The 25,761-nt window shown below is 52.3% G+C and carries 22 protein-coding genes; 9 read left to right on the top strand and 13 right to left on the bottom strand.

What is annotated here, in order from left to right:
* Nucleotides 1–16: 16 nt before the first annotated feature.
* The 7 genes from addA to regB form a co-directional block, all read right to left on the bottom strand.
* Entirely contained in the window at nucleotides 17–3,379 is a 3,363-nt protein-coding gene (gene addA / locus ROA7450_RS09455; RefSeq protein ID WP_085805464.1) for a double-strand break repair helicase AddA, read from the bottom strand.
* Nucleotides 3,376–6,324: a double-strand break repair protein AddB gene (addB, locus tag ROA7450_RS09450; protein ID WP_085805463.1), complete on the bottom strand. Its 2,949-nt coding sequence runs from the start codon at nucleotides 6,322–6,324 to the stop codon at nucleotides 3,376–3,378. Before addB ends, addA begins: the two co-directional genes overlap by 4 nt.
* Nucleotides 6,317–7,009, bottom strand: a complete 693-nt coding sequence (locus ROA7450_RS09445) for a nucleotidyltransferase family protein (protein ID WP_085805462.1) — start codon at nucleotides 7,007–7,009, stop codon at nucleotides 6,317–6,319. The genes addB and ROA7450_RS09445 overlap by 8 nt, the downstream gene beginning before the upstream one ends.
* Complete coding sequence (locus ROA7450_RS09440; RefSeq protein WP_085805461.1) at nucleotides 6,985–8,010, bottom strand: aminoglycoside phosphotransferase family protein; 1,026 nt, start codon at nucleotides 8,008–8,010, stop codon at nucleotides 6,985–6,987. The genes ROA7450_RS09445 and ROA7450_RS09440 overlap by 25 nt, the downstream gene beginning before the upstream one ends.
* Entirely contained in the window at nucleotides 7,997–8,479 is a 483-nt protein-coding gene (tsaE, locus tag ROA7450_RS09435; RefSeq protein WP_085805460.1) for a tRNA (adenosine(37)-N6)-threonylcarbamoyltransferase complex ATPase subunit type 1 TsaE, read from the bottom strand. Before tsaE ends, ROA7450_RS09440 begins: the two co-directional genes overlap by 14 nt.
* A gap of 40 nt (nucleotides 8,480–8,519) precedes the next feature.
* The gene (locus tag ROA7450_RS09430; RefSeq protein WP_085805459.1) at nucleotides 8,520–10,022 is read right to left on the bottom strand and encodes a PAS-domain containing protein; all 1,503 of its coding nucleotides are present in this window, start codon (nucleotides 10,020–10,022) and stop codon (nucleotides 8,520–8,522) included.
* A gap of 82 nt (nucleotides 10,023–10,104) precedes the next feature.
* Nucleotides 10,105–11,490 (bottom strand): sensor histidine kinase RegB, encoded by a 1,386-nt coding sequence (regB, locus tag ROA7450_RS09425; protein ID WP_085805458.1) that lies wholly within the window; start codon nucleotides 11,488–11,490, stop codon nucleotides 10,105–10,107.
* Nucleotides 11,491–11,578: 88 nt separating this feature from the next.
* On the opposite strand from regB, the gene ROA7450_RS09420 reads away from it, so the two are divergent.
* Together ROA7450_RS09420 and ROA7450_RS09415 are read left to right on the top strand one after the other, a co-directional pair.
* Nucleotides 11,579–12,208, top strand: a complete 630-nt coding sequence (locus ROA7450_RS09420) for an SCO family protein (protein ID WP_085805457.1) — start codon at nucleotides 11,579–11,581, stop codon at nucleotides 12,206–12,208.
* 55 nt (nucleotides 12,209–12,263) lie between these two features.
* Nucleotides 12,264–12,815: an ActR/PrrA/RegA family redox response regulator transcription factor gene (locus ROA7450_RS09415; RefSeq protein WP_143534417.1), complete on the top strand. Its 552-nt coding sequence runs from the start codon at nucleotides 12,264–12,266 to the stop codon at nucleotides 12,813–12,815.
* Here ROA7450_RS09415 and ROA7450_RS09410 read toward each other — a convergent pair.
* The 4 genes from ROA7450_RS09410 to ROA7450_RS09395 form a co-directional block, all read right to left on the bottom strand.
* Complete coding sequence (locus tag ROA7450_RS09410; protein ID WP_234999483.1) at nucleotides 12,812–13,255, bottom strand: GNAT family N-acetyltransferase; 444 nt, start codon at nucleotides 13,253–13,255, stop codon at nucleotides 12,812–12,814. The two genes, ROA7450_RS09415 and ROA7450_RS09410, sit on opposite strands and share 4 nt — an antisense overlap.
* Nucleotides 13,256–13,293: 38 nt before the next feature.
* Nucleotides 13,294–13,860, bottom strand: a complete 567-nt coding sequence (locus ROA7450_RS09405) for an HD domain-containing protein (RefSeq protein ID WP_085805454.1) — start codon at nucleotides 13,858–13,860, stop codon at nucleotides 13,294–13,296.
* Between the two features lie 68 nt (nucleotides 13,861–13,928).
* Entirely contained in the window at nucleotides 13,929–14,777 is an 849-nt protein-coding gene (locus tag ROA7450_RS09400; protein WP_234999482.1) for an FkbM family methyltransferase, read from the bottom strand.
* Between the two features lie 229 nt (nucleotides 14,778–15,006).
* Nucleotides 15,007–16,323 (bottom strand): hypothetical protein, encoded by a 1,317-nt coding sequence (locus tag ROA7450_RS09395; protein ID WP_234999481.1) that lies wholly within the window; start codon nucleotides 16,321–16,323, stop codon nucleotides 15,007–15,009.
* Nucleotides 16,324–16,468: 145 nt separating this feature from the next.
* Between ROA7450_RS09395 and ROA7450_RS09390 the strand changes: the two genes are divergently transcribed.
* Complete coding sequence (locus tag ROA7450_RS09390) at nucleotides 16,469–17,137, top strand: thiamine diphosphokinase (protein WP_085805451.1); 669 nt, start codon at nucleotides 16,469–16,471, stop codon at nucleotides 17,135–17,137.
* An 8-nt stretch (nucleotides 17,138–17,145) separates the two neighbouring features.
* Here the strand turns inward: ROA7450_RS09390 and ROA7450_RS09385 are convergent, their stop codons facing one another.
* Both ROA7450_RS09385 and ROA7450_RS09380 read right to left on the bottom strand, forming a co-directional pair.
* The gene (locus tag ROA7450_RS09385; RefSeq protein ID WP_085805450.1) at nucleotides 17,146–18,057 is read right to left on the bottom strand and encodes a DMT family transporter; all 912 of its coding nucleotides are present in this window, start codon (nucleotides 18,055–18,057) and stop codon (nucleotides 17,146–17,148) included.
* The gene (locus ROA7450_RS09380; RefSeq protein WP_085805449.1) at nucleotides 18,057–19,430 is read right to left on the bottom strand and encodes an L-serine ammonia-lyase; all 1,374 of its coding nucleotides are present in this window, start codon (nucleotides 19,428–19,430) and stop codon (nucleotides 18,057–18,059) included. Before ROA7450_RS09380 ends, ROA7450_RS09385 begins: the two co-directional genes overlap by 1 nt.
* Before the next feature lie 256 nt (nucleotides 19,431–19,686).
* On the opposite strand from ROA7450_RS09380, the gene rpiA reads away from it, so the two are divergent.
* The 6 genes from rpiA (at nucleotide 19,687) to ROA7450_RS09350 (ending at nucleotide 25,736) form a co-directional block, all read left to right on the top strand.
* Complete coding sequence (gene rpiA, locus ROA7450_RS09375) at nucleotides 19,687–20,475, top strand: ribose-5-phosphate isomerase RpiA (RefSeq protein ID WP_085805448.1); 789 nt, start codon at nucleotides 19,687–19,689, stop codon at nucleotides 20,473–20,475.
* Between the two features lie 12 nt (nucleotides 20,476–20,487).
* Nucleotides 20,488–21,843 carry a glutathione-disulfide reductase gene (gor, locus tag ROA7450_RS09370; protein WP_085805447.1) on the top strand — a complete coding sequence of 452 codons (1,356 nt, stop codon included), beginning with the start codon at nucleotides 20,488–20,490 and terminating at the stop codon, nucleotides 21,841–21,843.
* A 69-nt stretch (nucleotides 21,844–21,912) separates the two neighbouring features.
* Entirely contained in the window at nucleotides 21,913–23,046 is a 1,134-nt protein-coding gene (hflK, locus tag ROA7450_RS09365; RefSeq protein ID WP_085805446.1) for an FtsH protease activity modulator HflK, read from the top strand.
* Nucleotides 23,046–23,927, top strand: a complete 882-nt coding sequence (gene hflC, locus ROA7450_RS09360) for a protease modulator HflC (RefSeq protein WP_085805445.1) — start codon at nucleotides 23,046–23,048, stop codon at nucleotides 23,925–23,927. The genes hflK and hflC overlap by 1 nt, the downstream gene beginning before the upstream one ends.
* A complete protein-coding gene (locus ROA7450_RS09355) occupies nucleotides 23,924–24,118 on the top strand; it encodes a DUF2065 domain-containing protein (RefSeq protein WP_085805444.1) in 195 nt (64 codons plus the stop codon). Before hflC ends, ROA7450_RS09355 begins: the two co-directional genes overlap by 4 nt.
* A gap of 226 nt (nucleotides 24,119–24,344) precedes the next feature.
* Entirely contained in the window at nucleotides 24,345–25,736 is a 1,392-nt protein-coding gene (locus ROA7450_RS09350) for a Do family serine endopeptidase (RefSeq protein ID WP_143534420.1), read from the top strand.
* Nucleotides 25,737–25,761 lie beyond the last annotated feature (25 nt).

The following is a 25,761-nucleotide window of genomic DNA, read 5'->3' as shown; positions in this document are numbered from 1 at the left end:
ACGCCGGGCGTGGGCGTCAAGGCATGACCGTACGCGACAGCGCGTCTGTCACGAGATCGTGCGGCAAGGGCATGAGAGTGGCGGTTTTGGTCCAAAGCAGTGCGACCTCTATCTGATGATCGGGGTATATTTGAGCCAGCGCCTCGGCATAGGCCCCCATTTGGCGCAGCAATCCTTCGGGACAGGTGCATGGCGAGGTCGGGACACTCGCATTTGATTTAAAATCCACTGCCAAAACACTGGCCCCGCGAATGATCAATCGATCGATAATGCCGTGGATGCGTTGATTGCCGAGAGAAGGCAGCGACGCAGTGATCGGAACTTCGGCCAATGCACCCGACTCAAACAGTTCTGCCAGATCAGGATTGGTGAGAACCACCCTTGCCTCGTCCAGCAAGGGTTCGATCTGTATCGTTTCTGCCGCATCTGGTCCACGGCTCAGCAAATCCGTTGCGTATAGAGTCCAGCTTTCGGATGGAAGATTGGGAAGATGTTCCAAAAGCAAGTGAATCTGCCGCCCACGACGTTTGGCGACCTCTTCCTCGAGGCCTTCGTCGCCGGGCAGCGCTTTGGCGCCACCCAGTTCCGACGGGCTTAGGGTTTGCTTTGCTGGTTGAGGCGTCGGGGCTGTGGAATGGAAATAATCTGGCAGATATGTGTGATCCTTTGGGGGTTCAGAATCTGCTATTTCCATGGGAGTAGACCAATCCCCATGCTCAAGCCGCAGACCTGTCCCATTTAAAAAAGAGTGCTCTTTGGCGCCAAGTGCTTCCATCGCACCGCGTGTTTTGTCGTGCCAGGTGTCACCAGATTTGCCAAGGTCGCCAGCGGCCGCCACCATCAACCACTTTTCAGCACGTGTCATGGCAACGTAGAGCAGTCGATCGCGTTCTGCGGCTGCGGCTTCTTTTTTGCGATCTGCGATTCTGGCCAGGTTTGCGGGCGATTCATCTGATTTGGTGCGCCAAAACGCGGTGTTATCTTTGGTCACAACCTGATCGTGTTGACGGCTTTGTTGCTTTGCGGTGTCTGCCAAAATCACAATCGGCGCCTCAAGACCTTTGGCCCCGTGCACTGTCATCACCCGAATGCGATCACCAGAGTTTTCGAGCTGGCGTTTGATCTCCAGATCGTCCGCCTGCATCCATTGCAAGAACCCTGTCAGGCTATCCGCCGCAGATTGTTCATAGGCCAGTGCTTGAGACAGCAGCGCGTCAATGCCGTCTTCGGCCTCGAACCCAAGGCGACCCAAAAGCAAACGACGCCCGTCATGTCGGGTGAGAATGCGCTCCAAAAGCTCATAGGGGCGCATATAGTCAGTTTGCTGGCGCAGATCGTCGAGGGTCTTCATGACCTCAGGAAATTCCTCCCTACGATTGCGCAACGTTGCCCAAAGGTATTTGTCAGATCGCCCATGTGCCAGCTCGTAAAGTTGCCCTTCGGTCCATCCAAACAGCGGAGATTTCAAGACAACTGCCAAAGACAGGCTGTCTTCGGGTGTGGCAAGGAATGACAACAACGCCACAAGATCGCGCACAGCCAATTCTGCCCCGATTTTCAGGCGGTCCGCCCCGGCAATGGGCAGATCCTGCGCTTTGCACTCGCGGATGATTTCGTGAAACAGATCCGAGCGCTTTTGAAACAAAATCAGGAAATCACCCGCACGCACCGGGCGCATGCTTTGTCCGTCTGGAACCGCTGCTTTTGAATCGATCAGCTGTCGAATGTTGGATGCGATTGTGTGAGCAAGAACAACGCTCGGGTCACTGGCTGCTTTGATGTCAACAGGTTGAAACCATTCAGAATCGTCGTCTTCGCCCCGCCTTTCCACAACAGGCCAGAGATCTACCCTCCCCGGCAGGTCTTGATGAAAGGCCTTGTGTTTGAGTTCAGATATGAACCCGCTGGATTCGTGATTTTGAAAGGTTTGATCGACCAATGACAAAATCGCCTGCGAAGAGCGGAAAGAATATTCCATCTCGAGTGGTTGTAAAGGCGTTCCCACTGAAGCGAGGCGTTGATCAAATTCTGCCTGCATCCTGTCGAATTCCCCGGGATCGGCCCCTTGGAAGGAGTAGATCGATTGCTTCTTATCACCGACAACAAAGATGGTGCGCAAAACATCAGCCCGCGCACCTTCCCCGCTGGTGAACTCCTGCGCCAGCCGTTCAATCACCTGCCATTGTACCGGGCTGGTGTCCTGTGCCTCATCCACAAGAATATGATCAATCCCGCCATCCAGTCGAAACAGCACCCAAGCCGCCACATCCGGGTTGGTCAGCAACGCGCGCGCCTTAAGGATCAGGTCATCAAAATCCAACCTGCCAAGAAATTGTTTCGCTTTCCTGTAGGCGGGCAAAAATGTCTCTGCAAAGTCATACAGCACCTGTGTTTTGGTCATAGCATTGAGGGCGACCCGGGATTTGCGTGCATCTTCGACCCGGTGCATCAGCGCTTCGATTTGCGGCATGGAAATGGCAAGGTTTTCACGGCACGCTTTGGTTGGAAAAGAGCCTATCTTAGCCGAAAATGGGTTTTTCCCGCTTTTTGTTAGAAATACTGATTCAAGAATGGGTAATGCTTCGATGCCAACATTTTTGACCATTGCCAATTGCGCGCCGGCCTTTTGATCGTTGGTACCACTTTGGCGCAATGCAGAGGTCAAAACCTGCAACAGTTCCATTTCCCCACCAAGGAAAACGGAAGAAGTCAGATCATCAGTTGTCAGACCATCAGAGATATCGAACTGACGATGTAGTTCGCCCTTGTCTTGCGCCTGGTCAAACAGCGTTTGGTGGCGCACGACTTCGGCGGCAAGGTCTGCAAGTGTTTCGCCGGAAAAGTAGCGTGCGACTTTTGCCAGAACACTTGAATGTGCACTGGTGGCGAGGCTCTCGATCACCTCTCCTCGCAGTTGCGCGGCGGCGCGTTCATCCATTTCCACGAATTGCGGACTCACTCCCGATTCCAGTGGAAAGCGGCGCAAAAGCGAAGAGCAAAACGAGTGGATCGTTTGAACCTTGAGTCCGCCTGGAGTTTCGATTGCGCGTGCAAAGAGCCGCCGAGCATCCGCAAGAATTTTCGAAGTTATCGCGCCTTCATATCCAAGGACCCGCAAGGCTTCTGCTAGAGCTTTGTCATCCAGCATTGCCCATTCACCCAGCCGCTGAAACAGGCGGTTTTGCATCTCGCTGGCGGCGGCCTTGGTGTAGGTCAGGCACAAAATGTGCTGGGGGTCGACCTGATCCAACAAAAGCCGCGCAACGCGATCAGTCAAAACCCGGGTTTTTCCTGACCCGGCGTTTGCCGAAAGCCATGTCGAGCGATCCGGCCTTGCTGCATCGATTTGCCTTTGGGTGGCGGCATCGCGCTTCATCATCCGACCCTCGATTTTTCCGGGTCATCCGTGATGTCCCATTCGCCATAACGCGAGAGCTGATCATAATCACCATAATCACGTTTCAGATGCATGGCGCGACGGGCAGTATAGCCCGTTTCAGTCTCTGAATAAGCTGAAATCAGCTTCTTTAACTTTTCCCAGGTGATCTCAGGCGGTTCCTCTGCTAGCGGCGCTTCAACCTCTTTCCCGCCACTGGCAAGCCCGATATAAACAGCACGCGCAACCTGTGCCGGGGCCAGTTCTCCAAAGCCGGATTGCTGCGCAATTGCTGCTTCCAGCAGTAACTGCTTATCAAAGTGAACCTGTTGTTCCTTGGATGGTGGCGTGCCGGTTTTGTAGTCATAGACATGAACTTGGCCTGTCTCATCCATGTCTATTCGGTCGGCTGTGCCGCGTAAGGTAAAGTCAGGATCAGAAAAACTTGCACTACCGCGCGCCTCAAATGCTGTGGGCATAGCGATCACGCGGCGAGCATGCTCGGTATCGATAAACCAGTCGGCAATCTGTTCCATGCGCGCAAGCCACAGTATGCGCGCCTCGACCCACGGAACCTCGACTTCCAGTATTTCGTTTGTAACATTCAGCAAGCGGTCTTTGGTGAATGCATAGGGGTTTGCCAGAGTTTCCTTGATGAAAACCTCGAGAACTTTATGCAGCACCGTGCCTCTAATGGCCGGATCTGGGCCCCTCATTAAAGGATCGAGCGGGCGCAAGTTCAACACATGTTTGGCATAAATGGCATAGGGATCACGGATCAGATGCCGAATTTCGGTGACGGACAAGCCACCGGGCCGGGCCATCGTTGGGGGACATGGGGCCGGACGTGTTGCCGGATCAATTGATCTTGGTTGTTCAAGTTCGCGCACGTAATCCAGCCATAGTGCGCCGCGCACCCGCATTTCATTCAAGGCCTCAGGTCCGCGCTGATCCGGCAGGCCAGACAGCAAGTTTTGCAAACGGTTAAGCCACCGAGACGTGATGGTTTCAGAATCGTCCGTGCGAATTGATCTTGTAAACCAAACCTCAGGGGCGCTTGCAGCCTGTTGAAAATCGTGAGCCGATAGCCCGGTCCGTCGTTCGGGCAGCAGCAATCCGGCCTGATCACGCAAAGCTCTGTTCAACCAGGGATCGGGCTTGGGGCTTTCGGGCCATGACCCCTCGTTGAGCCCCGCCAATATAAGCAGGTCAGCGCCCTGAACGCGGGCTTCGAGTGTGCCCCATATCAAGATATTCGGATGTGGGGTGATCGGATTGCGCACTTCTTTCTGTGAAAGAACAGAGGAAAAGATATTGACGTAATCAAAGCTGTTCAACACCCCTGCCGCAGAGGCAGCTTCCGCCAGTTCCTGCATCAGCGCATGCGCTGCCAGCCCAGAGTCCCCTGACCAAACCGCAGGCGCATCATCCGGATCGACACCCCCGGACAATTTTTCGGCAAGGTTGATATGCTGCTCGACCCAGTCTTGCATTGGCTTTTCTGATACATCAATTTTTGCTATCAGACAGGAACAGAGCCATCTAACCCAAGCTTCTGAACCTTCATGGCCGCCGCTTTCCGCCCAAAGCATCAGAGTTGCTTCATTCGGGAATGGAATTGCCTTTCGGCGTAGATATAGCTCCAGCTCTCGCGTCAGACGTAGATGCGGCCCGCGCTCAATCCCGGCATGGCAAAGTGGATGTTTGAGCAGCGTTAACAGCAGCTCCGAATTTAAGGACTGACGAAACAGGTCGCCCACATGGCGCAGGAATCGCCCGGATGCGGAACGATTGAGCGGTAAACCCGCACTGTCGTCTGGTGTGATATTCCAGCGATCCAATGCGGCCGAAACCTGACGGGTCAGCGTCCTATCCGGCGATATAAGAGCTGCAGTTGCGCCATCCCCGGCCGCTTGCCGCAACCGCATCGCAATGGCCATTGCTTCTACCCGTTGGTTTGGGGCCTCGACCAAGGTCGTACTCTGCATTGCTTTACACAGATCGGATAACTTGGGCCCGTCGATCAACCATTGGTCAGTGATGGGCGCAGGGCGCAGTGCCAAAGAAAAGACCTTATTGCGTTCTGGATCTGCTGGTTGTGTTTGATCCCACGCCAAAATATCCGCTCGGTTCATGCCGAGTTGATCCATCAAATTGGCGAACCGATATTGTGGATGATCTTCCAGCGGCAAAGATTTAGTGCTTCTGGGCATCAAATTGTCCCAAACAGCATGCGGCATATCAAAATCGAAGCCGGGTAAGATTACTGCGCCCTTGGGCAGTTTTGCGACGGCCTTCATCAATAACATAGTTGCACCGCGTGAACCGGTGGATCCCGCGATGATAACCGGGTGTTGCGGTGGTTCTTGTTCCCAAACGGCGGCTAGTCGTTCGATTGCCAATCGTTGTCTTGCCTCGGGGTCGGGTTCGTCAATTTTACTATCAAAATAGGGTCTAACAATGCTTAAGAAGGACTTTATGCGTTGCCAGTGACCAGACTGATCTGTAATGTCGAGCGATTCAATCTCATCCGGCGACACCCCTTCGCCCTGCATTTCACCAATCAAATTTACCAGTTGATCGGCCAAATCGTATGCCGAGTTTATTGGCGCGATGCTGGGGTCGCTTTCCAAAAGACGCATGATCAGCTGAGCGATTTCAAGCCGCCTCCGCAACGATTGTGCAGGTTGGGGAAGTTGTCCGGGTAAAAACTCGTCCGGTAATTGCCCGATTAGCGTGATCTTTGGCAGCAGGCATGCCGGGCCCTGGTCAAACAAAGTGCGGACGCGCCGGGCCATACGCGAGGTATTCACAACAATCTGGGCACGTGCCAGCGCCTCCGCAGGCAAGGTGCTGTTCCGCTCCAGCAACCCGTTGACTAACGCTTTTGGAAAGTCGACACCCAATGGGACACCAAAAAGGCGTGGCGTATCTGAAGGATCAAACATTTCCTTCCCCAAGCACGGCTTCAGCAGCAAGAATGCCCTCAGGCGATCCTACATCGACCCATTGCCCGGGGTATGCGATGGCGTGAAGCCGGCCCTTATCCAGCATCTGGTTCCACAACACATTCAGGGAAAAGGCTCTGTCTGGAATAGCATTCAGACCCTCAGTTTTTATGATTTGTAGGCCAGAGTAGACCAAGCCCGGCCCACGTCTGGCGCAGCCGACAGTATCAATCAGAAAGTCTCCCGATCCGGCATGATTGACCGCATGTTCTAGCGGGACGCAAAGCAAAAGCGCGTCCATCTTTTTCGGGTCCCAGTTTTGCGCCAGCATCGCCAAGGGGTTTGGACCCTGCCACACCGCATCGGTGTTCATGGTAAACACCGGGCCATCTCCCAGTTTAGGCAGTGCTGCGCGCAGCCCGCCACCAGTTTCAAGAATTTCATCGCTTTCATCGGAAAACTGAATCCCCGAACCGGCAAGGTGGGATGCAATATGTTCCGGTTTGTAATGCAGGTTGGCCACGATGGTGCTGATGCTAAACCCGTTAATCTGCTCAAGAGCATGATCAATCAGCGGCTTTCCAGCCACCGGGATCATTGGCTTGGGGCGGTCCGCTGTCAGCGCACCCATGCGCGTGCCAAAGCCCGCAGCAAATAACATCAGGGCGTCTGGAGCATTGCGCATTTGTCTTTAAGCCTTTGAAGAATTGCGGGAGACGGGGCTGGCAGGTGTTCATGCACCAGCGCCGAGATGGTAGCCAGTGCTGGATGGTCTAAATCATGCATCAGATAACCCCAGACGCGGGGGATCAGGTCGACATAGTGGGCCTTGCCATCACGAACACAAAGCCGGGCGAAAACACCGACAATACGCAGGTTGCGCTGGGCACCGAGGCAATAGTAGGCCCGCAGGAATTCGTCTTTATCCATCTCAGCCAATGCGATGTACTGCTTGAGCATGTTTTGCTCTACTTGCGGACTGACATCGCGGCGGGCATCTTGCAATAGGGAAACCAGATCGTATGCGCGATGGCCTTTTAGGGCATCCTGATAATCCAGCAATCCTACGCGAGCGGTGCCAGAACGATCAGGGAGCCACAGTAGATTTTCCGCATGATAATCGCGTTGAATCAGCACATCTGATCCCGCAGCTGTTGCCTCCAAAACACGTTGCATTTCCTGACGGAAGAGTTTGGCAGCCGTTTCATTTTTTTGATCCGCGTTCGTCAGATACCAATCAAAGGCGAGCGTTGCCAATTCTGCCATCAGTGCCGGATTGTACGTACCCAGATCAGCGGGGGCACAATAAGTGTGTAACCTGGTCAATAGCTCGGTTGCGCAGGAATAGAGACGATTTTCAAGCGAGATATCTAATTCTAACACCCGCGCAAAAAGGTCGTCACCAAGATCTTCTAACAGCAGAAAACCGTTGCTCTCATCCTGCCCGAGAATACGCGGAGCGCTGAATCCGAGATTTGTTAGGTGAGACGAAATCTTGATGAAAGGCCTCGTGTCCTCACCTTTTTCAGGCGGTGCATCCATGACGATTGCGGATTCGCCCGAAGCGCTTTTTGTCAAACGAAAATACTTTCGGTTGGACGCATCGCCAGCCACAATCGTACTATTGGCACCGTCCCACCCAGAGCGGGCGATAAATGCATTCATCAATTCGCTACGCGCTACCATTCAAAAGCCCCTCAAGTTTGGTGGTCCACTTCGTATTTTGCCATTCCAATAACCAGTCGCGGGTATCGTTTTGGGCGTTGCCGGAAATGCTGATGTGCAGTGCGCCCTCGGGTGTGAACGGCCCGAGCCGGTCGGGCCATTCGATCAGACAGACCGCTGATTGAAAAGCTTCAGTCAGCCCCAATTCTTCAATCTCATAGATATCGCTAAGGCGATAGAGATCACTATGCCAGATCTCAAATCCTTTGGTTTCGTAAGTTTGTACCAGAGTGAATGTCGGAGATGGAATGTCTTCAGGCACATCCATAAGCGAACGTATCAGGCAGCGGGCGAAATGGGTTTTACCGGTACCGATTTCACCAGTCAGCAAAACCACGTCACCCATCTGCAATTGCGGGGCTAAACGCTGCGCAAGTTTGCAAGTTTCATAGGATGAACGTGTCGTGATTGTGTAGCTGCTCGCGGACATGATGTGACATTACACGCCCCGCCGTGACCTGCAACATGGATCAAGCGATTTCGGGTTGCGGCACTTTGGTTTCGGATCGCTTCTGAAAGGAAAGTTTCAACATTGTTTGGTTCCCGCTCAATGGTGAAATCTGACAATGTAGATCCAATGCATTTTTGTTGCGAAATAGCTTTGAATAGGATCCCTGAAGGCGCGACTCCATAAGCTTAGATGTTATTGCTGACCAATCAGCTTTGTAAGCTGTCGAACTTTCACATCTCGCTATCAGATCCTTTGGAGTGATCTCTGTAATGCTTTGGTCGGGATCGAAATTGATCAACCGTGCTAAAGCGGCATTGCAGAACAACAGGCTCTTGCCCTGCGAAAAGACGGCTATGGCATCGTCGAGTGAATCAAGAGCGCTTTGCCGCATGTCAATTTGCGCGCGATAGCGATGGGTCAGTACCACATCATCGGTAATGTTTTCGATCAAAAACGCGACTGCCCCATCAGGGTGCGGTCGTCCTGTGATGCGATATGTTAATCCACTCGGCAGCGCCCAGGTTTCGTCGTAAAGTCCACCAATGGCGCTTGCGATCATCTGGTTTATCTGGATGCGCCATGCGGAATAGTTTTTGGGCTCAGGCATCATCTGCAAATCGCGAAGCTTGTCGAAAAAGCTCATCAGGTTCGGCCGCGCGCTAAGAAAGTCGATCGGTAATTTTGTCAAATTGACCAGAGCTGGGTTGAACAGCACCATTCTATGATCGCGATCAAAAACGCACAGACCTGTCGAAAGATTGGCAAATGTTTTTGTTAATGTTTGTAAAAACGCGCGTTGAGCGTTTTTAGCTTCGACCAAATCAGAAATGTCAGTTGTATAACATAGCCAGTCATCCCCGGTGTCTTGCACAGATAGCTCAAGCCATTTTTGACTTGTGGAATGGTTAAATGAAATCTGTTTTGGTCCGCTCATTTCGGACTTCAGCATGTCAGATAGGGGCTGCTCCAGTTCTGCCTTCTCTTCGATTGAGAACCTCTTCCACAACGCATTTTCGCGACGTTGATTGCTTTCTTTGTTGATCTGGAGGATTGCGAATGGGGCGCGGTCAATTGCGGTTTCTAATGACTTGTGACTTTTGTCATTGTTCAATTGTTGATGTTTGACGGCGGGAGAGTAGGAAGACGGGTCGGTTAATGTAACGTGATGTCCGTCGCTGTTACTGCAAATCGTGAGCGTAGCTTTCCCATCAAGTTCTTTAAGAATCTCGATGTTTTGGAGGGGTTGTTTTTCCAGAGTATCAAGCAGCGTTCCAAATCGCGAACCTATCCATTTCTTAAAGTCACCCCAAGTTTGCAACTGGGCCGCAACGCTGAGATCATGCTCAAATTCTTCAAGATTGTGATTTACCAACTGATCAGAGCGAAACAAAAAACGGGCGGCTTCGGGTTTGGCCTGCATGATAACGGGTTTTTCTGCCGTTAGCCTTGATGCGACGAAGATCACAAGCACCGACAGCATAACAGCGCATAATATTATCCCAACATAATCCCACGCAGCCATTGTCGACCCTTAACCTAATGCTTGTGGATTTAGGATTGCTCAAACTTGGTTAAATTTAGGTTAAGGTATTCACGCAAAAGGATTAAACGAGATGCGGTTGGTTTTCTCCTAAAGGCTTACGGTCCGCCCCTTCTTGCGCTTCGAGTTGCTTACGAGACCATTTAACTTCAACAATCGCACCCAGTTTTTTAGATCGATCCAGTCGGCTATTATCGGTCTCTGTGCCATTGGCAAAACTAAGATCTGCGCCGGATCGCTCCAACAACGTTTTTGCAATGAACAATCCCAGCCCCATGCCGTCATACCCTGGCCGTCGAGGGTCCGGTGCAGTTGACCTTCGCCGCATAAATGGATCGCCAATCCGACCTATCATATCCAGAGGATAGCCCTTGCCATCATCCATGATCCGTATCGAGACAGCATCGGCATTCCAGTGGGTCTCAATCCAGACTTCGTTTTGCGAAAAATCAACGGCGTTTTGGATCAGATTCCGCAGACCGTGGATGATTTCGGAGCGGCGTTGGATCACCGGGTGTTGTTCATTGTTCTTATTGGCAGCGGTATAGTCGAAATTTAGGGTCTTTCCCCGATCCAAATGCGGCTCAGCGGCCTCCCCGATTATTGACGAAATCGGCGCATAGCGCATTTGCAGGTCATCTTTTCCTGCTCGGCCCATAGAACGCAAAATGTCTCGGCAACGGTCGGCTTGCTCGCGTATGAGCAACGCATCGCTTTGCAGATCCTCTTGATCTGCTAATTCGTCTGCGAGTTCGGAACTTGTCAGTTTGATGGTGGCAAGCGGTGTGCCCATTTCATGCGCGGCGGCAGCTACGACACCCCCTAAATCGGTCAACTTCTGTTCGCGCGCCAAGGCCATTTGTGTAGCTTGCAGCGCGTCATGCATGGCATTCATTTCTGAAACGATCCAGCGCGAATAAACACCCAAAAAGACGATGCCGATGATGATGGCGGCCCAATTCCCGAAACGGAAAATATCTGGCATGCTTAGGATAACACCCTGTTCTGTTCGCAAAGGCAGAAAGTAAAACAGCAACAATGATACTATGGTTATGGCGACCAATCCCAAGGCACCGGTTGATCGTGCGGACAAGGCCGACACTGAGACAGTCACCGGGCCAACGATTAGTATGGAAAATGGGTTGTTCAGTCCGCCCGTCAAATAGAGCATGACACCCAACTGCAGCAGATCAAACAAAACAACAAAGAAAGTTTCAGATTCAGAGAGTCGTTTGTTTTCAGGGTAGATAAACGCCGCCACAAGGTTGCTGATGATCGAAACACCGATCACGGCATAGCACAGGCCAGTTTCAACATTCAGATCATACAGGCGCTGGGCGATGATTAAGGCGGAAACCTGACCGATGATTGCCCACCAGCGCAGTAAAACAAGTGTGCGTAGGCGAATCCAATACCGATTTTTAGGCGCAGTGTTCGCGTTTTGATGCATGTGCGCTTCCGCCCCGTTGCAAGTTTCAGATCCAATGCTAGATGTGCCGCAAGTGGATGTGCAAGCCAGATAGCATGAGGACAAAAAAATGGCACGAACGGTTGCAATTTTGGCAGGAGTAGCGGCAGTCGGCCTTTTGGGCGTGACATATTATGTCAGCAGCCAGTCGGGTTCCGTGGATCAGTTTGCGCAATGTCGCAGCAGCCAGATCGCCGGCGGAGCCGGTCAGATTGGCGGCCCGTTTACTTTGGTGAATGGATCGGGCGTCGAGGTGACAGAGAAAGAAGTCATCGACAAACCGACTTTGCTATATTTCGGTTATACCTTCTGCCCGGATGTCTGCCCTGTGGATGCAGCACGCAACGCTGCTGCCGTTGATATTCTAAAAGAACGGGGCAAGTCGGTGAAGCCTGTGATGATCAGCATTGATCCGGAGCGCGATACCCCCGAGATCATGAAAGAATATACAGAATATATGCATCCCGACATGGAAGGGTTGACCGGAAGCACCGAGCAGGTCCGAGCGGCTGCCAAGGCATATCGCGTCTACTATAATCGTCCACCGTCCGAGGAGGAGGATGACGAGTTCTATTTCGTGGACCACACCAACTTGACGTATCTGAGTTTACCAAATCAAGGTTTTGTCGAGTTCTTTCGTGCGGATCTAAATCCAGAGCAACTTGCGGACAGAGTTTCGTGTTTCTTGGACGCTGTTTGACCTGCCCTGCAGGGCGGGATAGAACTTTTTAAACGCGAGAAAACGGAGAAATATGATGCCCGACACCCTGCCGGACATTGGCGAAGATCGGTCGCTTCTATTGTTGGACGATGACGAGCCGTTTTTGAAGCGGTTGGCAAAGGCCATGGAAAAGCGCGGATTTGAAGTGGAGACGGCAGAATCCGTCGCTGCAGGCAAAGCCATCGCGACGGTCCGGCCACCTGCTTATGCGGTTTGTGATCTTCGGTTGGGCGATGGCAATGGTCTAGATGTTGTGGAAACCATTCGTGAAAAACGCCCAGATAGCCGGATCGTTGTTTTGACAGGCTACGGTGCTATTGCCACGGCTGTGGCGGCGGTTAAAATTGGGGCGACGGATTACCTGTCAAAGCCCGCAGATGCGACGGACATTACCAACGCTTTGTTGGCAAGCGGGGATGAACTTCCTCCGCCTCCAGAGAATCCAATGAGTGCGGACCGGGTGCGTTGGGAGCATATTCAGCGGGTCTATGAGCTCTGTGATCGCAATGTGTCCGAGACGGCGCGGCGCTTGAATATGCATCGCCGGACTCTACAGCGCATCTTGGCAAAGCGCTCACCGCGCTAAAGCTTGAACCGTTTGCTGACTTTGTCGACAATCATACCGTTGTCCAATCGCTCTGCGGTGTGGTGAGCATAGTCCTCAAAACCCCGGCTTTGATAATAGGCCAGACCGGCCATGTTATCGGTGCGAATGGTGGCGTTGATCCAATGATACCCAAGCTGCGCCGCAGCTTTGCGTGACGCCTCGAAAAGTTTAGACCCGATCCCCAAGCCCGTACTCTGCGGTTTTACGAAAGTACCAATATCGCAAGATTCCGGTGGAAGGTTGTTGCGCGGCTGAATTGATTGAAAGCCCAGTAAATTTCCCGAGTCATCTTCCGCCACGTTCCAAGCTGAATCTTCTGGGTGGAATGCCAGCCATCTTGTCAGGGTTTCGCGCGTGACTTGATTGGTGAAGGCCGTCGTGTCGCCAATATTGATAAGCTCGTTCAAAAGCGCGGCCATCGCTCCTGTGTCTAATTCGCCAGCCCTACGTATGTGAATCATCCCATTTGCGCCAAGAGAGCGTGATGGCGTGCGGTATAGTCGGCGCGTACCTGCGTAGGCGGACGCAGGTCAATGTCCAAACCTTCGATCAACTCCGGATTGAGTTTTCCAAAGAACTTGTTAGCCTCCGCCTCGGTAAAACCGGCAATCTTCGTGGCTTCCATCCAGGCGCTAATTTTGTCGGCCTTTTTTATCTGTTTTTTCACTGTACTTGGCAGCGTGGCAGGTAAACCAAAGCGAATATGAATTGCCGCGCTCAAGCGCCCGTCAAGCTGGTCATATCCAGGTCCGACAGCGGCCTTGACAGGTGAAATCATATCGCCAATGACATATTCCGGGGCATCATGCAGCAAGGCTGCCAACCGCCACTTGACGGGTGCCTTTGGGTTGATCCGTGAATAGAGAGTTTCGACCAGCAAAGAGTGCTCAGCAACAGAGTAGGCAAAGTCACCTGATGTCTGCCCATTCCATCGCGCCACGAATGACAGGCCATGTGCGATGTCTTCAATTTCAATGTCCACCGGGGTCGGATCCAGCAAGTCAAGCCGACGACCCGAGAGCATTTTTTGCCATGCACGAGGTTGGGGCACTTTCCCTCCTTAAACAGCGTTGGCCGCAAGAGTTAGCGGGTTCATTCGTGATTTGCAAAATGTTCGGTAAGGCGGGCTAAAAGTGGTGAATTACTTTGAGCGGCCAAGAAATTGTAACCTTTGTAGCTGTCAGTTTTGGTCTTGCGAATTTGATCCAGTGTTATCATCCGCTTCACGCCATTTTCTATCGAATAGAGATTGATTTCAGGCAGGGTCAGCAGGTGTGCGCTCGGCGCGCAATCATGGTCGGCCCCATGATCTTCGTAGATCAGAACAGAACCTTCGGAAATGGTGCGTCTGGCACCTTCAATTGCGTTCACTTCCGCCCCTTCTACGTCCATTTTGATCAAGGCCGGCATGCCGACAGGGACCAAATCGTCCACTTTCAGGGTTGAAACAGTTTCAGTTTGATCCAACTCTCCGGCCTTGCTGTCTTTTAGTAGTCGGGCTGACGCATGGCTAAGATGTGTGTTTACAAAGGTTAGAGTTTCACCCGATTCATCATTGATCGCTGCGTGGTGTAGCCTGACATTGGTCAAAGCTTCAGTATTTTTTCGTAATGTGTCGAAAGTCTGTGCAGAGGCCTCGACGGCGATGATGCTCTGGAAGAGTGGTGCCGCACGTGTTGTCCAATACCCTTTGTTGGCGCCCAAGTCGCAAAACAGGCTGGTTTGGCCAATCGACGCTCGTAATATCAAATCGACTTCCGGCTCATACGGGAAACGATAAAGTGCAAAACGTGTCCAATAGGCGTCATCCAAAGATATGCGAAAGCCTGGACCATCATCCAAGTGCAGCCAAACAGCATTTGATTTGGGGAATAGCCGGGCAAGATTGCGCGCGTAATGACCATAAAAGAACCGCGTAAAGGCGAGCCTATACAGAACCATTAGTAAATTGAACTGCAATCGCGCACTTATGCTCGAATAGCGAAGCCTTCTTTTGGTTGCAGGGTTTAGCAATTTGTCTTTGTTCATTCCGGCTAGCTAACTGCACCATTGGATAACTGCAAACCTGATCACGAAAATGTTCATAGGTCAGCGGGATCTAGCCGCGCAAGTTATTGTGCACGCCATCAATTTATACCGCTGTGGTGGTTTGAGAGCTGATGGTTATAGCTCAGCCAACATCCCGATCTTCAGCGCGATAATCTGTCTCTTCGGTAACCGCAAAACGACCGCCTTTGAGTTTTTTGATCTTACCGCGGCGTAAAAGCTGTCCAAACGAACGCAGCGTGTCTTCGCGAGTGTAATTGGTCCGCTTGAGTTCTTTCAGCTTGCCCATCAGCATCGGGCGCGAGAATTGCGGCATGCCCTCGACATCGGACATGTAAGCTGCAGCTGCCTCAAGCAGCTCCGCTAGGTCATCTGCCCCCATTTCTTGAACAAACTCCATAAAAGAGCTGTGCTCACCGCTTACGGGACTTGCATGTGTAGTCGCTGCGGCCATTTCAGATGAAATTCTACGGGGCAAGACCGGATCACTATCTGTATCTATTCGCTGTTCTGCAACGAGCTTCAGCGGCGTTGCAGATTGGTCTGTGGCAGGTTGTTCCGGCGCATGTGATCCCAAGATTCGCGGACGACGAGGACGCATAACACTCTCGATATCACTGCGGTAGGGTTTCTCATCAACATCTGGTGAAAGTTCAGACCCAGCGGATTTTTCTGCCCGCGCTGCAGCAACGGCCGCGCGCAAGTGTTGAATCGCGTTGCGACGAATGCTGGATTCCGGTGCCTCACGCTGATCTTCCGCCCGTTCGAAAATACGCGAGACATCGTCGGATGCTTCTTTAGAAGTAGGAGCTGTTTCAGGTTCTGCTGGTGGCTCTGCAGGTGTTGTTTGTGGCACCTCCAGTTCCGTCAGTTCTGTCTCCTCCGGCTGGATCTCAAATTCTTGAATGTCGGGTTCTGCGTCTTGCATCAGTTGGGACAGGGTATCGTGTTTTTGCTCTAGACTATCGTCACCAGTTTGTTCGATATCAAATCGTGAGTTCAGATCCGTTTCTTCTGCGATGTCTACGTGCTGGTCTTCATTGTATTCATCATCAAGGGCCGTATCGGCAAGGGAGACAGCAGAACGCAGTCGGTTCAGTTTTGTTCCTTCTTCTTCGACATCCGCTTCTGACGATGAATCAGTATCTTCCGAAGTGTCTTCGGCTTCGTTTTTCTCATCTGTATGATCAGTGGCGCGTAATACGAGATCACCGTCACGGGTGTGTGCCTCGACACGTTGAGTAATCTTTCTCTCGGCAATCTGGGCCAGAACTTCTGTATCTGGTATCGCTGGTTCCGCACCAAAATGACGATCTTCTGCCGCCAGATCTCGGAAATACTCCGCAATCGCCTTCATCGTCTCAAAAGAGTCATCAAACCCCTCGAGCGTGCACGAGAAAGTGCCGTAGGAAACCGTGAGAATTTTACTTGAACTAACCATTTTTACTTCGCTTTATTTGCGTACAATGACTTAAATATCACCCTAGACAGGACAAAACATGCTCGATTCTTAGAATTTTAACGTATTATTTGATGGTCAGAATGTGTTTTGTTTCGGGTATTAGGTTAAATTTACGGAAAATATCGTGATTGTTGATATTTTAAATCCAATAACTCTTATTGGTGGTGCAAATATATCTGAAGGCGATTTGGAGCGGGCGCTTACAATTGCGCCAGATTTGGCTGCCGCTGATGGCGGGGCCAATTATGTCGTAAATAAAGGACTGAAACCGCTTGCCGTGATTGGCGATTTTGATTCGATTTCTGAAAATACTAAAAAAAAGCTACCGGATTCTGTCCTTTTTCCCATCGAGGAACAAGACAGCACAGACTTCGAAAAATGCCTCCGAAACATTGCCGCACCGTTGATGCTGGCAGTCGGTTTTTCCGGTGACCGACAAGATCACCAACTGGCAGCATACAATGCATTGGTACGGTTTCCGCAACAGCGTTGTGTTTTGATCGGCCTGAACGAATTGGTATTCTTGTGCCCGCCGTCTTTATCCCTCGATTTACCTGCGAGATGTCCGGTGTCGCTCTTCCCGATGGGGGCCGTCGAAGGGATGTCAGATGGTTTGGAGTGGCCAATTAATGGGCTGAATTTTGCACCAGATGGTAGGATTGGCACATCAAATCGGGCCACCGGTCCGGTTCAATTGGACATGACAGCTCCGAAGATGCTCGTGATTCTTCCGCAAGACGCGTTGGAAATCGTTGCTACTGCTTTGATTGATACCACGGCTGCCTGGGGTTGAAATTTTGATCAAGGCGCTGGGGTTGGGCGGCGCTCAAGATGGCGTTCGCGGAAAAACACAAACAGTCCCGATCCTACGATCAGGAAGATGCCAAGAAAGGTCATCGCATCAGGCAGGTCGTTGAAGATGTAGTAACCTAAAATCGTGGCGCTGACGATTTCCAGATATTGAATTGGTGCAATCAACGAGGCGGGCGCTAGCGATAGCGCAAAGCTGATGAAGACATGTGATAGAGTTGCGATCAACCCAAGTATGACTAAAAGGATGACTTGGCGTTGATCCGGCCAGATTGGATCAAGCGGGCCGAAGCCAGACCCTTCAAAGGCAAACAGCAAAGGCAAGGCAATCGCCAGTGCGGCAATTCCAGTATATCCCTGCAGCGTGATCGGGTGCATCCGGGTGGCCATCTGGCGGGTCAGGATCATGTAGAATGCGAAGGTTAACGCAGTCACGAGCGGAAGACAGGCAGCAAACCCGACCTCTCGGAAACTGGGCTGAATAATCAATAGGGCCCCCGCAAAGCCAATAACGCAAGCAACATAGCGCCGTGGACCGATTTGTTCCCCCAACAACAAGCTTCCCAACAAGGTCAGAATAAATGGTTCAACGAAAAAAATGGCAATAGCGTCTGCGATCGGCATGTAACGCAGCGCTGTAAAGAAAAAAGATGTTGCGATGATAATCAGGGACGCACGGGCCAAATGCAGGGCTGTTTCCCGCCCATTTGGCCAATGAAGCCATCCATAAAAAGCCGCAATGGGGATCAAGATTGCAGATTGGAAAATGAAACGGGTGGTTACAATCTGCCCCACGGCCAGCCCATCGCCAATCAATTTGGCACAGGCGTCCATGGCTGGGGCAAGAACTGCAAACCCCACCATCAGCAAAATACCCAAGCTGGTGCGGCTGGACTGAGCCATCAGCAGTTTGGAATGTTCACGGCAAGGCCGCCCAACGAAGTTTCCTTGTACTTTTCTGCCATATCAAGCCCGGTTTGGCGCATCGTCTCAATGCAGGCATCAAGCGGTACGAGGTGTGTGCCATCGCCGCGCATGGCAAGCGAGGCGGCAGAAACTGCCTTGATCGCGCCCAAACCGTTGCGCTCGATGCAGGGGACTTGCACCAGACCTTTGACAGGGTCGCACGTCATGCCCATGTGGTGTTCAAGCGCAATCTCAGCCGCGTTTTCGATTTGCATCGGTGTGCCACCCAAGACGGCGGCAAGACCGGCGGCACCCATGGCAGAGGCGCTACCAACTTCAGCTTGGCAGCCGGCTTCAGCGCCGCTGATGGTCGCGTTGAATTTGACCAGCCCGCCGATGGCCGATGCGGTCAGAAGAAATTCTTCTATGCGGGTCTCAGAGGCACCCGGAACATGTTCCAACCAGTATTTGATTACTGATGGCACAACCCCTGCGGCTCCATTTGTTGGCGCTGTGACCACCTGCCCGCCAGCTGCATTTTCTTCGTTGACCGCCATGGCATAGACGCTCATCCAGTCATTAATTTTATGAGGAGCATTCAGATTTGTGCCGCGCTCGGCCAACAATGCATCGTGAATATTCTTGGCGCGGCGTTTGACGTTCAGCCCCCCTGGCAAAATGCCATCCGTGACGAGGCCGCGTTCAATGCAATCGTTCATGACCTGCCATACGCGGGCGACGCCCTTTGCCAGGTTCTCAGCCCCACCTCTCGAAATTTCATTTTCGCGCTTCATTTCGGCGATGGATTTGCCCGACCTTTCCGCCATCTCAAGCATCTCAGCGGCGGAAGTGAATGGATAAGCGACCGGCGTTTCGTCTTGCGCTTCTGGACCATCAGCTAGTTCTGCCTCGGTTACGACAAAGCCACCGCCGATGGAATAATAGGTTTCTTGCAAGATGACATCGCCTTGCGCGTCAGTTGCCATCAGGATCATGCCATTGGCGTGGCCCGGCAGGTTGGGGCCAAAGTCAAACGCCAGGTCTTCTTTGGGGTTGAAGGAAAGTGTCGGCAGCCCCTCTGGCGACACAGTATGTGTGGCGCGGATATCTTCTAAAACGGCTTCCGCTTTTTCATGGTCATAGGTGTCAGGCATGAATCCCGCCAGACCAAGAATAGTTGCACGGTCGGTCGCGTGCCCAATGCCGGTGAAGGCCAATGATCCGTGTAGCGATCCACGCAAGCCCTTAAAATCGAAAGGAGCTGCGCGCATTTTATCAAGAAAACTCGCCCCAGCCACCATCGGCCCCATCGTGTGGGAGGAAGATGGGCCGACGCCCACTTTGAACATGTCAAATACCGACAAGAACATTCGCTAAGTCTCCATGGCCTGGCCAGTTTGGGTTGGTATTGCCTGATTTTTACGCAATTGGGAATGTTAAATGCGACGCTTCATACCTTTGAAGGGAATCTAAGACGGCATTTCCGGAATACCAAGTTGAAAATGGATAGCGTTCGCTGAAAGAGGCCTAAAGAGAATTCGCGATTTCCGCTTAAAATCAACGCTGCCCCCCTCGCACGTGGCCGAGAAGTTGTTATAAAACGCAAAACATTTTGGAGTCACTGCCATGACCGGAGAACTGTCGCCCATCGACAAAGCCAAATTTGTAGCTGCAAAACGAGCGGTTGATTTTATCGAAGATGGAATGCGTGTTGGTTTGGGCACCGGAAGTACGGCGGCGTGGATGGTGCGCTGTCTGGGTGACTTGGTGCGCAATGATGGGCTCAAAATCAAAGGCGTGCCAACATCCACCCGCACCGCAGAGCTGGCGCGCGACGTTGGTATCGAAGTGGTCACGCTGGATGAGGCCAAATGGCTGGATCTGACGATTGATGGCGCCGACGAATTTGATCAAGAGTTGAATCTGATCAAAGGTGGTGGTGGCGCCCTGCTTCAGGAAAAGATTGTCGCCACAGCCAGCGATCAAATGATCGTGATAGCCGATGTTGGCAAAGAAGTAGAGAGCCTTGGCGCTTTTCCTTTGCCAATCGAAGTCATCCCCTTTGGCTGGAAGACTTCTAAGTCCTTAGCCGAAGAGCTATTGGTTAGCATGGATGTGCTGGGACAGGATGTTACGCTTCGTATGAACGACGACAAGCCGTTTGTGACGGACGAGGGAAACTACATTCTTGATCTGCATTTGGGCCGAATTGGAAACCCGCACCAGATGGCGATGGTTTTAAACCAGATCCCCGGAGTGGTTGAAAACGGGTTGTTTATTGATATCTGCGATGTCGTGATTCTTGGTTATGGTGATGGCCGGGTGGAAACACGTGACATTAACGAAGGCACAATTGCGCAGGACCGTCTGGAGTTTGAGGGCTCGGATAACCTGTTCACTGATCTTCAGGATTAAAGGCGAAGTACGATGGCGTTTGACTATGATCTTTTTGTAATTGGTGGCGGCTCCGGTGGGGTGCGCGCCGCACGTGTGGCCGCGCAAGGTGGCGCTAGGGTCGCATTGGCGGAAGAGGATCGATATGGCGGGACCTGTGTGATCCGCGGCTGCGTGCCCAAAAAGCTGATGGTCTTTGCCAGCGAATATCCTGACCATATTTCGGATGCGCAGGCCTATGGTTGGACTGTGCATGCGGGCGGGTTCAATTGGGACGCGTTCAAAGGCAAGCTTCATGCAGAGCTGGACCGTTTGGAAGGCGTGTATCGCAATATCTTGAATTCAAATGGCGTCGAAACTTTTGATAGTCGCGCCAAATTGGCGGACGCGCACACTGTCGAGCTTGCGGATGGCACGCGCAAAACGGCAAAACACATTTTGATCGCTTCAGGTGGCCGCCCAGTGAAGCCAGATTTGCCGGGGGCCGAACACGGACTAACCAGCAATGATATGTTCCATTTTGATGCGCTGCCAAAATCCATCCTGATCATCGGTGGTGGCTATATCGCTTGTGAATTCGCGGGCATCCTGAACGGCCTTGGCGTTGATGTGACACAATACTATCGCGGTGCGCAAATCCTGCGTGGCTTTGATGAAGAAGCACGCGGACTGGTTTCCGATGAAATGATCGCAGCAGGTATTGATCTACACCTGGGCACCAACATCATGTCGATGGAACCCGTTGAGGGTGGCTATAAGGTCAAGGCAACCAACGGATCTGAGAAAGTCTTTTCAGAAGTGATGTTCGCCACAGGCCGCAATCCGAACACGGACGACATGGGTCTGGAAGAAATTGGTGTGAACCTTGGCCGTAAGGGCGAGATCGTCGTTGACGAGTATTCGCAAACTTCTGTGCCATCAGTTTATGCCGTGGGTGATGTGACCGACCGGGTCAATCTGACCCCGGTCGCTATTCGCGAAGGTATGGCTTTTGTGGAAACCGTGTTTAACGGCAATCCGACCAAAGTGGATCATGACCTGATCCCTACCGCGATTTTCACTCAGCCCGAGATTGGCACTGTGGGCCTGAGCGAAGAGGCCGCGCGTGAGCAAGAGCCGATCGAAGTTTATGCGACGTCGTTCAAACCGATGCAGCAAAGCTTTGCCGGGCGCGCCGCCAGGGTGATGATGAAGCTGATCGTCAGCCAGGCCACGCGTAAGGTTCTGGGCTGCCATATCGTGGCGCCGGGCGCTGGTGAAATGATCCAATTGGCGGGTGTAGCGGTTAAAATGGGCGCTACAAAGGAAGATTTTGATCGAACGGTTGCAGTTCATCCCACAATGTCGGAAGAAATTGTAACCATGAAAACTCCGGTGCGGACAGGTTGATTTTTCAGCTTTTCTGCACAGGTTAGAGAGAAGCGCCTGCAAAGGCGAGGTAACAAAGGAAGAGAATAGATGGCTGGACATTCTGGCGGCCCATGGGGCGGCGGCGGAAACTCAGGCGGGAACAACGGCGATGACAAAAATCGCGGTGGCCAACGCCCGCCCGAAGGCGGCCCTCAGATTCCTGAAATCGATGAGCTGATGAAAAAAGGCCAAGATCACCTGCGCGTCCTTATGGGCGGCAGAGGTGGCGATGGCCGTGAGGGTGGCTCAGGCCAGGGCGGACCTGGTTTCGGTAAGGGAACGATTGTCCTTGGCGTATTAGCTGCTGCGGTACTTTGGGGGGTTGCAAGTTTTTACACAGTCAAACCTGAAGAGCAGTCGGTTGAGCTGTTTTTGGGAGAGTTTTCTTCCGTTGGTGACCCAGGTCTTAATTTTGCGCCATGGCCTTTTGTGACTGCTGAAGTCATCCCAGTCACCCGTGAACAAACCGAAGATATGGGCGGGGCTCGCGGAAGCGATGATGGCCTGATGTTGACCGGTGACGAAAACGTGGTTGATATCGATTATCAGGTTGTTTGGAATATTAACGATCCTGCTCGGTATCTGTTCAACCTTCGTGATCCAAGTCAGACGATCCGCGCCGTGTCGGAATCAGCGATGCGCGAGATTATTGCACAAAGCGAACTGGCTCCAATCCTCAACCGGGATCGCGGTATTATCGCGGATCGGCTGCAAGAGTTGATCCAGTCTACGATGGACAGTTATGATTCAGGCGTAAACATCATTCGGGTAAACTTTGACAAGGCCGACCCTCCTCAGGATGTGATCGCCTCATTTCGGGATGTTCAGGCCGCTGCGCAAGAGCGTGACCGATTGCAAAACGTTGCCGATGCCTACGCGAACCAAGTTCTAGCCGATGCGCGTGGTGAAGCCGCGCAAGTTCTGGAAGAGGCCGAAGGTTATCGTGCACAGCAAGTCAATAGCGCCCAGGGTGAGGCCAGCCGTTTCTCTGCAGTTTTGGAAGAGTATTCCAAAGCGCCTGAAGTGACCCGGAAACGTCTTTACTTGGAGCGAATGGAACAAGTTTTGGGCGACGTCGATAAGATTATTTTGGACGAAAATTCGACCGGTCAAGGACAAGGCGTTGTCCCATATCTGCCATTGAATGAACTGCGCCGCAATTCTGGCGAGGGGAGCAACTGATGCGTAAATCACCAATTTTCCTTATTCTCTTAGCTATCCTCGGCGCGGCAGGCCTGTCTTCGATCTTTATCGTGGATGAAAGGGAGCGCGCTTTGGTTCTGCAGTTCGGTCGTGTGGTTGCCGTCAAAGAAGAACCCGGATTGGCGTTTAAGATTCCACTGATTCAGGAAGTTGTTCGATACGATGACCGTATCCTTTCTATTGACGTTCAGCCGCTGGAAGTTACTCCACTTGATGATCGTCGATTGGTTGTAGATGCCTTTGCGCGCTATCGGATTTCAGATCTTGAACAGTTCCGCCAGGCCGTTGGTGTTGGCGGCATTCCTGTTGCCGAAGATCGCCTTGATCGCATCCTTCGCGCAGAAACACGTGAGGTTCTTGGTTCGGTATCGTCTCGTGACATACTTAGCTCGGACCGGGCTGCGTTGATGCTGCGCATTCGCAATAGTGCGATTGCCGAAGCACGTGCGCTGGGTGTTGATGTGATTGACGTTCGTCTGAAAGCGACGGACTTGCCACAAGCAAACCTTGAAGCCACTTTCGACCGGATGAAAGCTGAGCGAGAACGTGAGGCGACCGATGAACGTGCAAGGGGTAAAGAGGCAGCTCAACGCATTCGTGCGCAAGCGGATCGGACCGTGGTCGAATTGGTATCGGATGCGCGCCGCGAAGCTGAGATTACTCGCGGTGAAGCAGATGCTGAGCGCAACGCGATCTTTGCTGAAGCCTATGGCAGAGATCCGGAGTTTTTCGAGTTCTACAGATCACTTTCTGCTTACGAGCGAGCACTTGGTGGTGGCAACAGTTCGATGGTGCTGAGCCCGGATTCCGAGTTCTTTAACTATCTCAAGTCGCCCACAGGACAGTCGTCACAACAATGAGTATAATTCTTCTGGCCATCGGGCTAGTGCTGGTGATTGAGGGGCTGGTCTATGCACTGGCCCCTTCTCTTGTTGAGCAGCTTCTTGAAGCATTCAAGGAAATGCCTGAAAGCAGCAGGCGTATGATGGGGTTGATTGCTGTGGCGCTGGGTGTTTTGTTGGTGTGGGTCGCAAAATACCTTGGCGCATGAGTTTTAGGTGTTAGAACGATCACATGGCTGTGACCAGTTGTCGTGCAATTTGCGATCTGATCGTGAGCGACTAAATAGTTAAAGAAATCTGGTGACTTTTACAGTTGCCTCACATTGCTCCACTTGTGGCAAAGGAGAACCCGGCGTGAAAGCCCGTACAGCAACAGCAGAAAATCTAGTTCATCGTATATTCCAGTCTTTTTGGTTCCTGGTATTGGCTGTTGCCATGCTGGTCTTGCAGGTGCTGTCCGCAAATGCCCGCCCCGAGAGCTTTGCCGATTTGGCCGAAAGCATCAGCCCATCTGTTGTAAATATCACAACGTCGACTGTTGTTGCGGATGGTGGACCCTCCCCGATTGTCCCCGAAGGCTCTCCGTTCGAGGATTTTTTCCGCGAATTCCGTGACCGTAACGGCCAAGGCGATCGTCCACAGCGGACACAGGCGCTGGGTTCAGGCTTTGTCATTTCCGAAGACGGATTTGTGGTCACCAACAACCACGTCATTCAAGCCGCTGATGAAATCATCATCGAGTTTTACTCTGGCGAGGAGTTGAAGGCCGAGGTGATCGGTACGGATCCTAAAACCGATATCGCGCTGCTGAAAGTCGAAGCTGAGGAACCGCTGCCGTTTGTCAAATTCGGCGATAGCGATACCGCGCGCGTCGGTGATTGGGTTGTCGCAATGGGTAATCCGCTGGGTCAGGGATTCTCGGTCAGCGCGGGCATTGTTTCCGCCCGAAACCGTGCACTGAGCGGTACCTACGATGATTACATCCAGACTGACGCGGCGATTAACCAAGGCAACTCAGGCGGTCCTCTGTTCAATCTTGATGGCGAAGTGATCGGCGTGAACACGGCCATTCTGTCCCCAAATGGCGGTTCCATCGGCATCGGCTTTTCGATGGCTTCAAATGTTGTGACCCGGGTCGTTGACCAACTGCAGGAATTTGGAGAAACCCGCCGTGGATGGCTGGGTGTGCGTATTCAGGATGTGACCGAAGATGTGGCCGAGGCTATTGGCTTGGAAAAGGCGGCTGGCGCCCTGGTTACCGATGTCCCAGAAGGGCCGGCGTCCGAAGCGGGTGTTCTGTCTGGCGATGTGATCATGTCTTTCGACGGTAAGGACGTGAAAGATACCCGTGGCCTCGTACGCGAAGTTGGAAACAGCGAAGTTGGTAAAACCGTTCGTGTTGTGGTGTTCCGCGATGGGAAAACCCAAACTTTGAAAATCACGTTGGGGCGCCGAGAGGCCGCAGAAGGCACCGCAGAGGAAGAAGGTGCCGATGACGGCGAAGAAGAAGTGGCCCCAACCGAGAAAACCGTTCTCGACATGGAATTGAGTGAGCTGAATGGCGATCTGCGAAGCCAACTTGATCTGGCTGATGATGCCAAAGGTTTAGTGGTGCGCGATCTGGATTCGCTGTCGGAAGCATATGAAAAAGGTATGCGCGCTGGTGATTTGATCACCGAAGCAGGGCAGCAGAATGTCACCAGCATTCAGGATCTGGAAGACCGGATCAGCGAAGCCAAGGACGCTGGACGTAAATCAATTTTACTGCTGGTGCGTCGTGGCGGAGATCCACGTTTTGTCGCACTTTCGCTGGAAGATGACGAATAGCCAGGTCGTAACAGACCTACCTCGT

This window comes from Roseovarius albus (assembly GCF_900172335.1).
Classification (GTDB): Bacteria; Pseudomonadota; Alphaproteobacteria; order Rhodobacterales; family Rhodobacteraceae; genus Roseovarius; species Roseovarius albus.
This window is presented reverse-complemented; position numbering and strand designations above follow the sequence as displayed.

What these genes read in the sequence shown, in the direction of transcription:
- ROA7450_RS09440 (WP_085805461.1), bottom strand. Translation starts at nt 8,010, where the DNA reads ATGGTAGCGCGTAGCGAATTGATGAATGCATTTATCGCCCGCTCTGGG.
- ROA7450_RS09355 (WP_085805444.1), top strand. Translation starts at nt 23,924, where the DNA reads ATGAGTATAATTCTTCTGGCCATCGGGCTAGTGCTGGTGATTGAGGGG.
- ROA7450_RS09415 (WP_143534417.1), top strand. Translation starts at nt 12,264, where the DNA reads ATGCCCGACACCCTGCCGGACATTGGCGAAGATCGGTCGCTTCTATTG.
- ROA7450_RS09380 (WP_085805449.1), bottom strand. Translation starts at nt 19,430, where the DNA reads ATGTTCTTGTCGGTATTTGACATGTTCAAAGTGGGCGTCGGCCCATCT.
- hflK (WP_085805446.1), top strand. Translation starts at nt 21,913, where the DNA reads ATGGCTGGACATTCTGGCGGCCCATGGGGCGGCGGCGGAAACTCAGGC.
- gor (WP_085805447.1), top strand. Translation starts at nt 20,488, where the DNA reads ATGGCGTTTGACTATGATCTTTTTGTAATTGGTGGCGGCTCCGGTGGG.
- ROA7450_RS09445 (WP_085805462.1), bottom strand. Translation starts at nt 7,009, where the DNA reads ATGCGCAATGCTCCAGACGCCCTGATGTTATTTGCTGCGGGCTTTGGC.
- regB (WP_085805458.1), bottom strand. Translation starts at nt 11,490, where the DNA reads ATGCATCAAAACGCGAACACTGCGCCTAAAAATCGGTATTGGATTCGC.
- ROA7450_RS09350 (WP_143534420.1), top strand. Translation starts at nt 24,345, where the DNA reads ATGCTGGTCTTGCAGGTGCTGTCCGCAAATGCCCGCCCCGAGAGCTTT.
- rpiA (WP_085805448.1), top strand. Translation starts at nt 19,687, where the DNA reads ATGACCGGAGAACTGTCGCCCATCGACAAAGCCAAATTTGTAGCTGCA.
- ROA7450_RS09395 (WP_234999481.1), bottom strand. Translation starts at nt 16,323, where the DNA reads ATGGTTAGTTCAAGTAAAATTCTCACGGTTTCCTACGGCACTTTCTCG.
- ROA7450_RS09385 (WP_085805450.1), bottom strand. Translation starts at nt 18,057, where the DNA reads ATGGCTCAGTCCAGCCGCACCAGCTTGGGTATTTTGCTGATGGTGGGG.
- addB (WP_085805463.1), bottom strand. Translation starts at nt 6,324, where the DNA reads ATGTTTGATCCTTCAGATACGCCACGCCTTTTTGGTGTCCCATTGGGT.
- ROA7450_RS09405 (WP_085805454.1), bottom strand. Translation starts at nt 13,860, where the DNA reads ATGCTCTCGGGTCGTCGGCTTGACTTGCTGGATCCGACCCCGGTGGAC.
- hflC (WP_085805445.1), top strand. Translation starts at nt 23,046, where the DNA reads ATGCGTAAATCACCAATTTTCCTTATTCTCTTAGCTATCCTCGGCGCG.
- ROA7450_RS09400 (WP_234999482.1), bottom strand. Translation starts at nt 14,777, where the DNA reads ATGGTTCTGTATAGGCTCGCCTTTACGCGGTTCTTTTATGGTCATTAC.
- ROA7450_RS09410 (WP_234999483.1), bottom strand. Translation starts at nt 13,255, where the DNA reads ATGGCCGCGCTTTTGAACGAGCTTATCAATATTGGCGACACGACGGCC.
- ROA7450_RS09430 (WP_085805459.1), bottom strand. Translation starts at nt 10,022, where the DNA reads ATGGCTGCGTGGGATTATGTTGGGATAATATTATGCGCTGTTATGCTG.
- tsaE (WP_085805460.1), bottom strand. Translation starts at nt 8,479, where the DNA reads ATGTCCGCGAGCAGCTACACAATCACGACACGTTCATCCTATGAAACT.
- addA (WP_085805464.1), bottom strand. Translation starts at nt 3,379, where the DNA reads ATGATGAAGCGCGATGCCGCCACCCAAAGGCAAATCGATGCAGCAAGG.
- ROA7450_RS09420 (WP_085805457.1), top strand. Translation starts at nt 11,579, where the DNA reads ATGGCACGAACGGTTGCAATTTTGGCAGGAGTAGCGGCAGTCGGCCTT.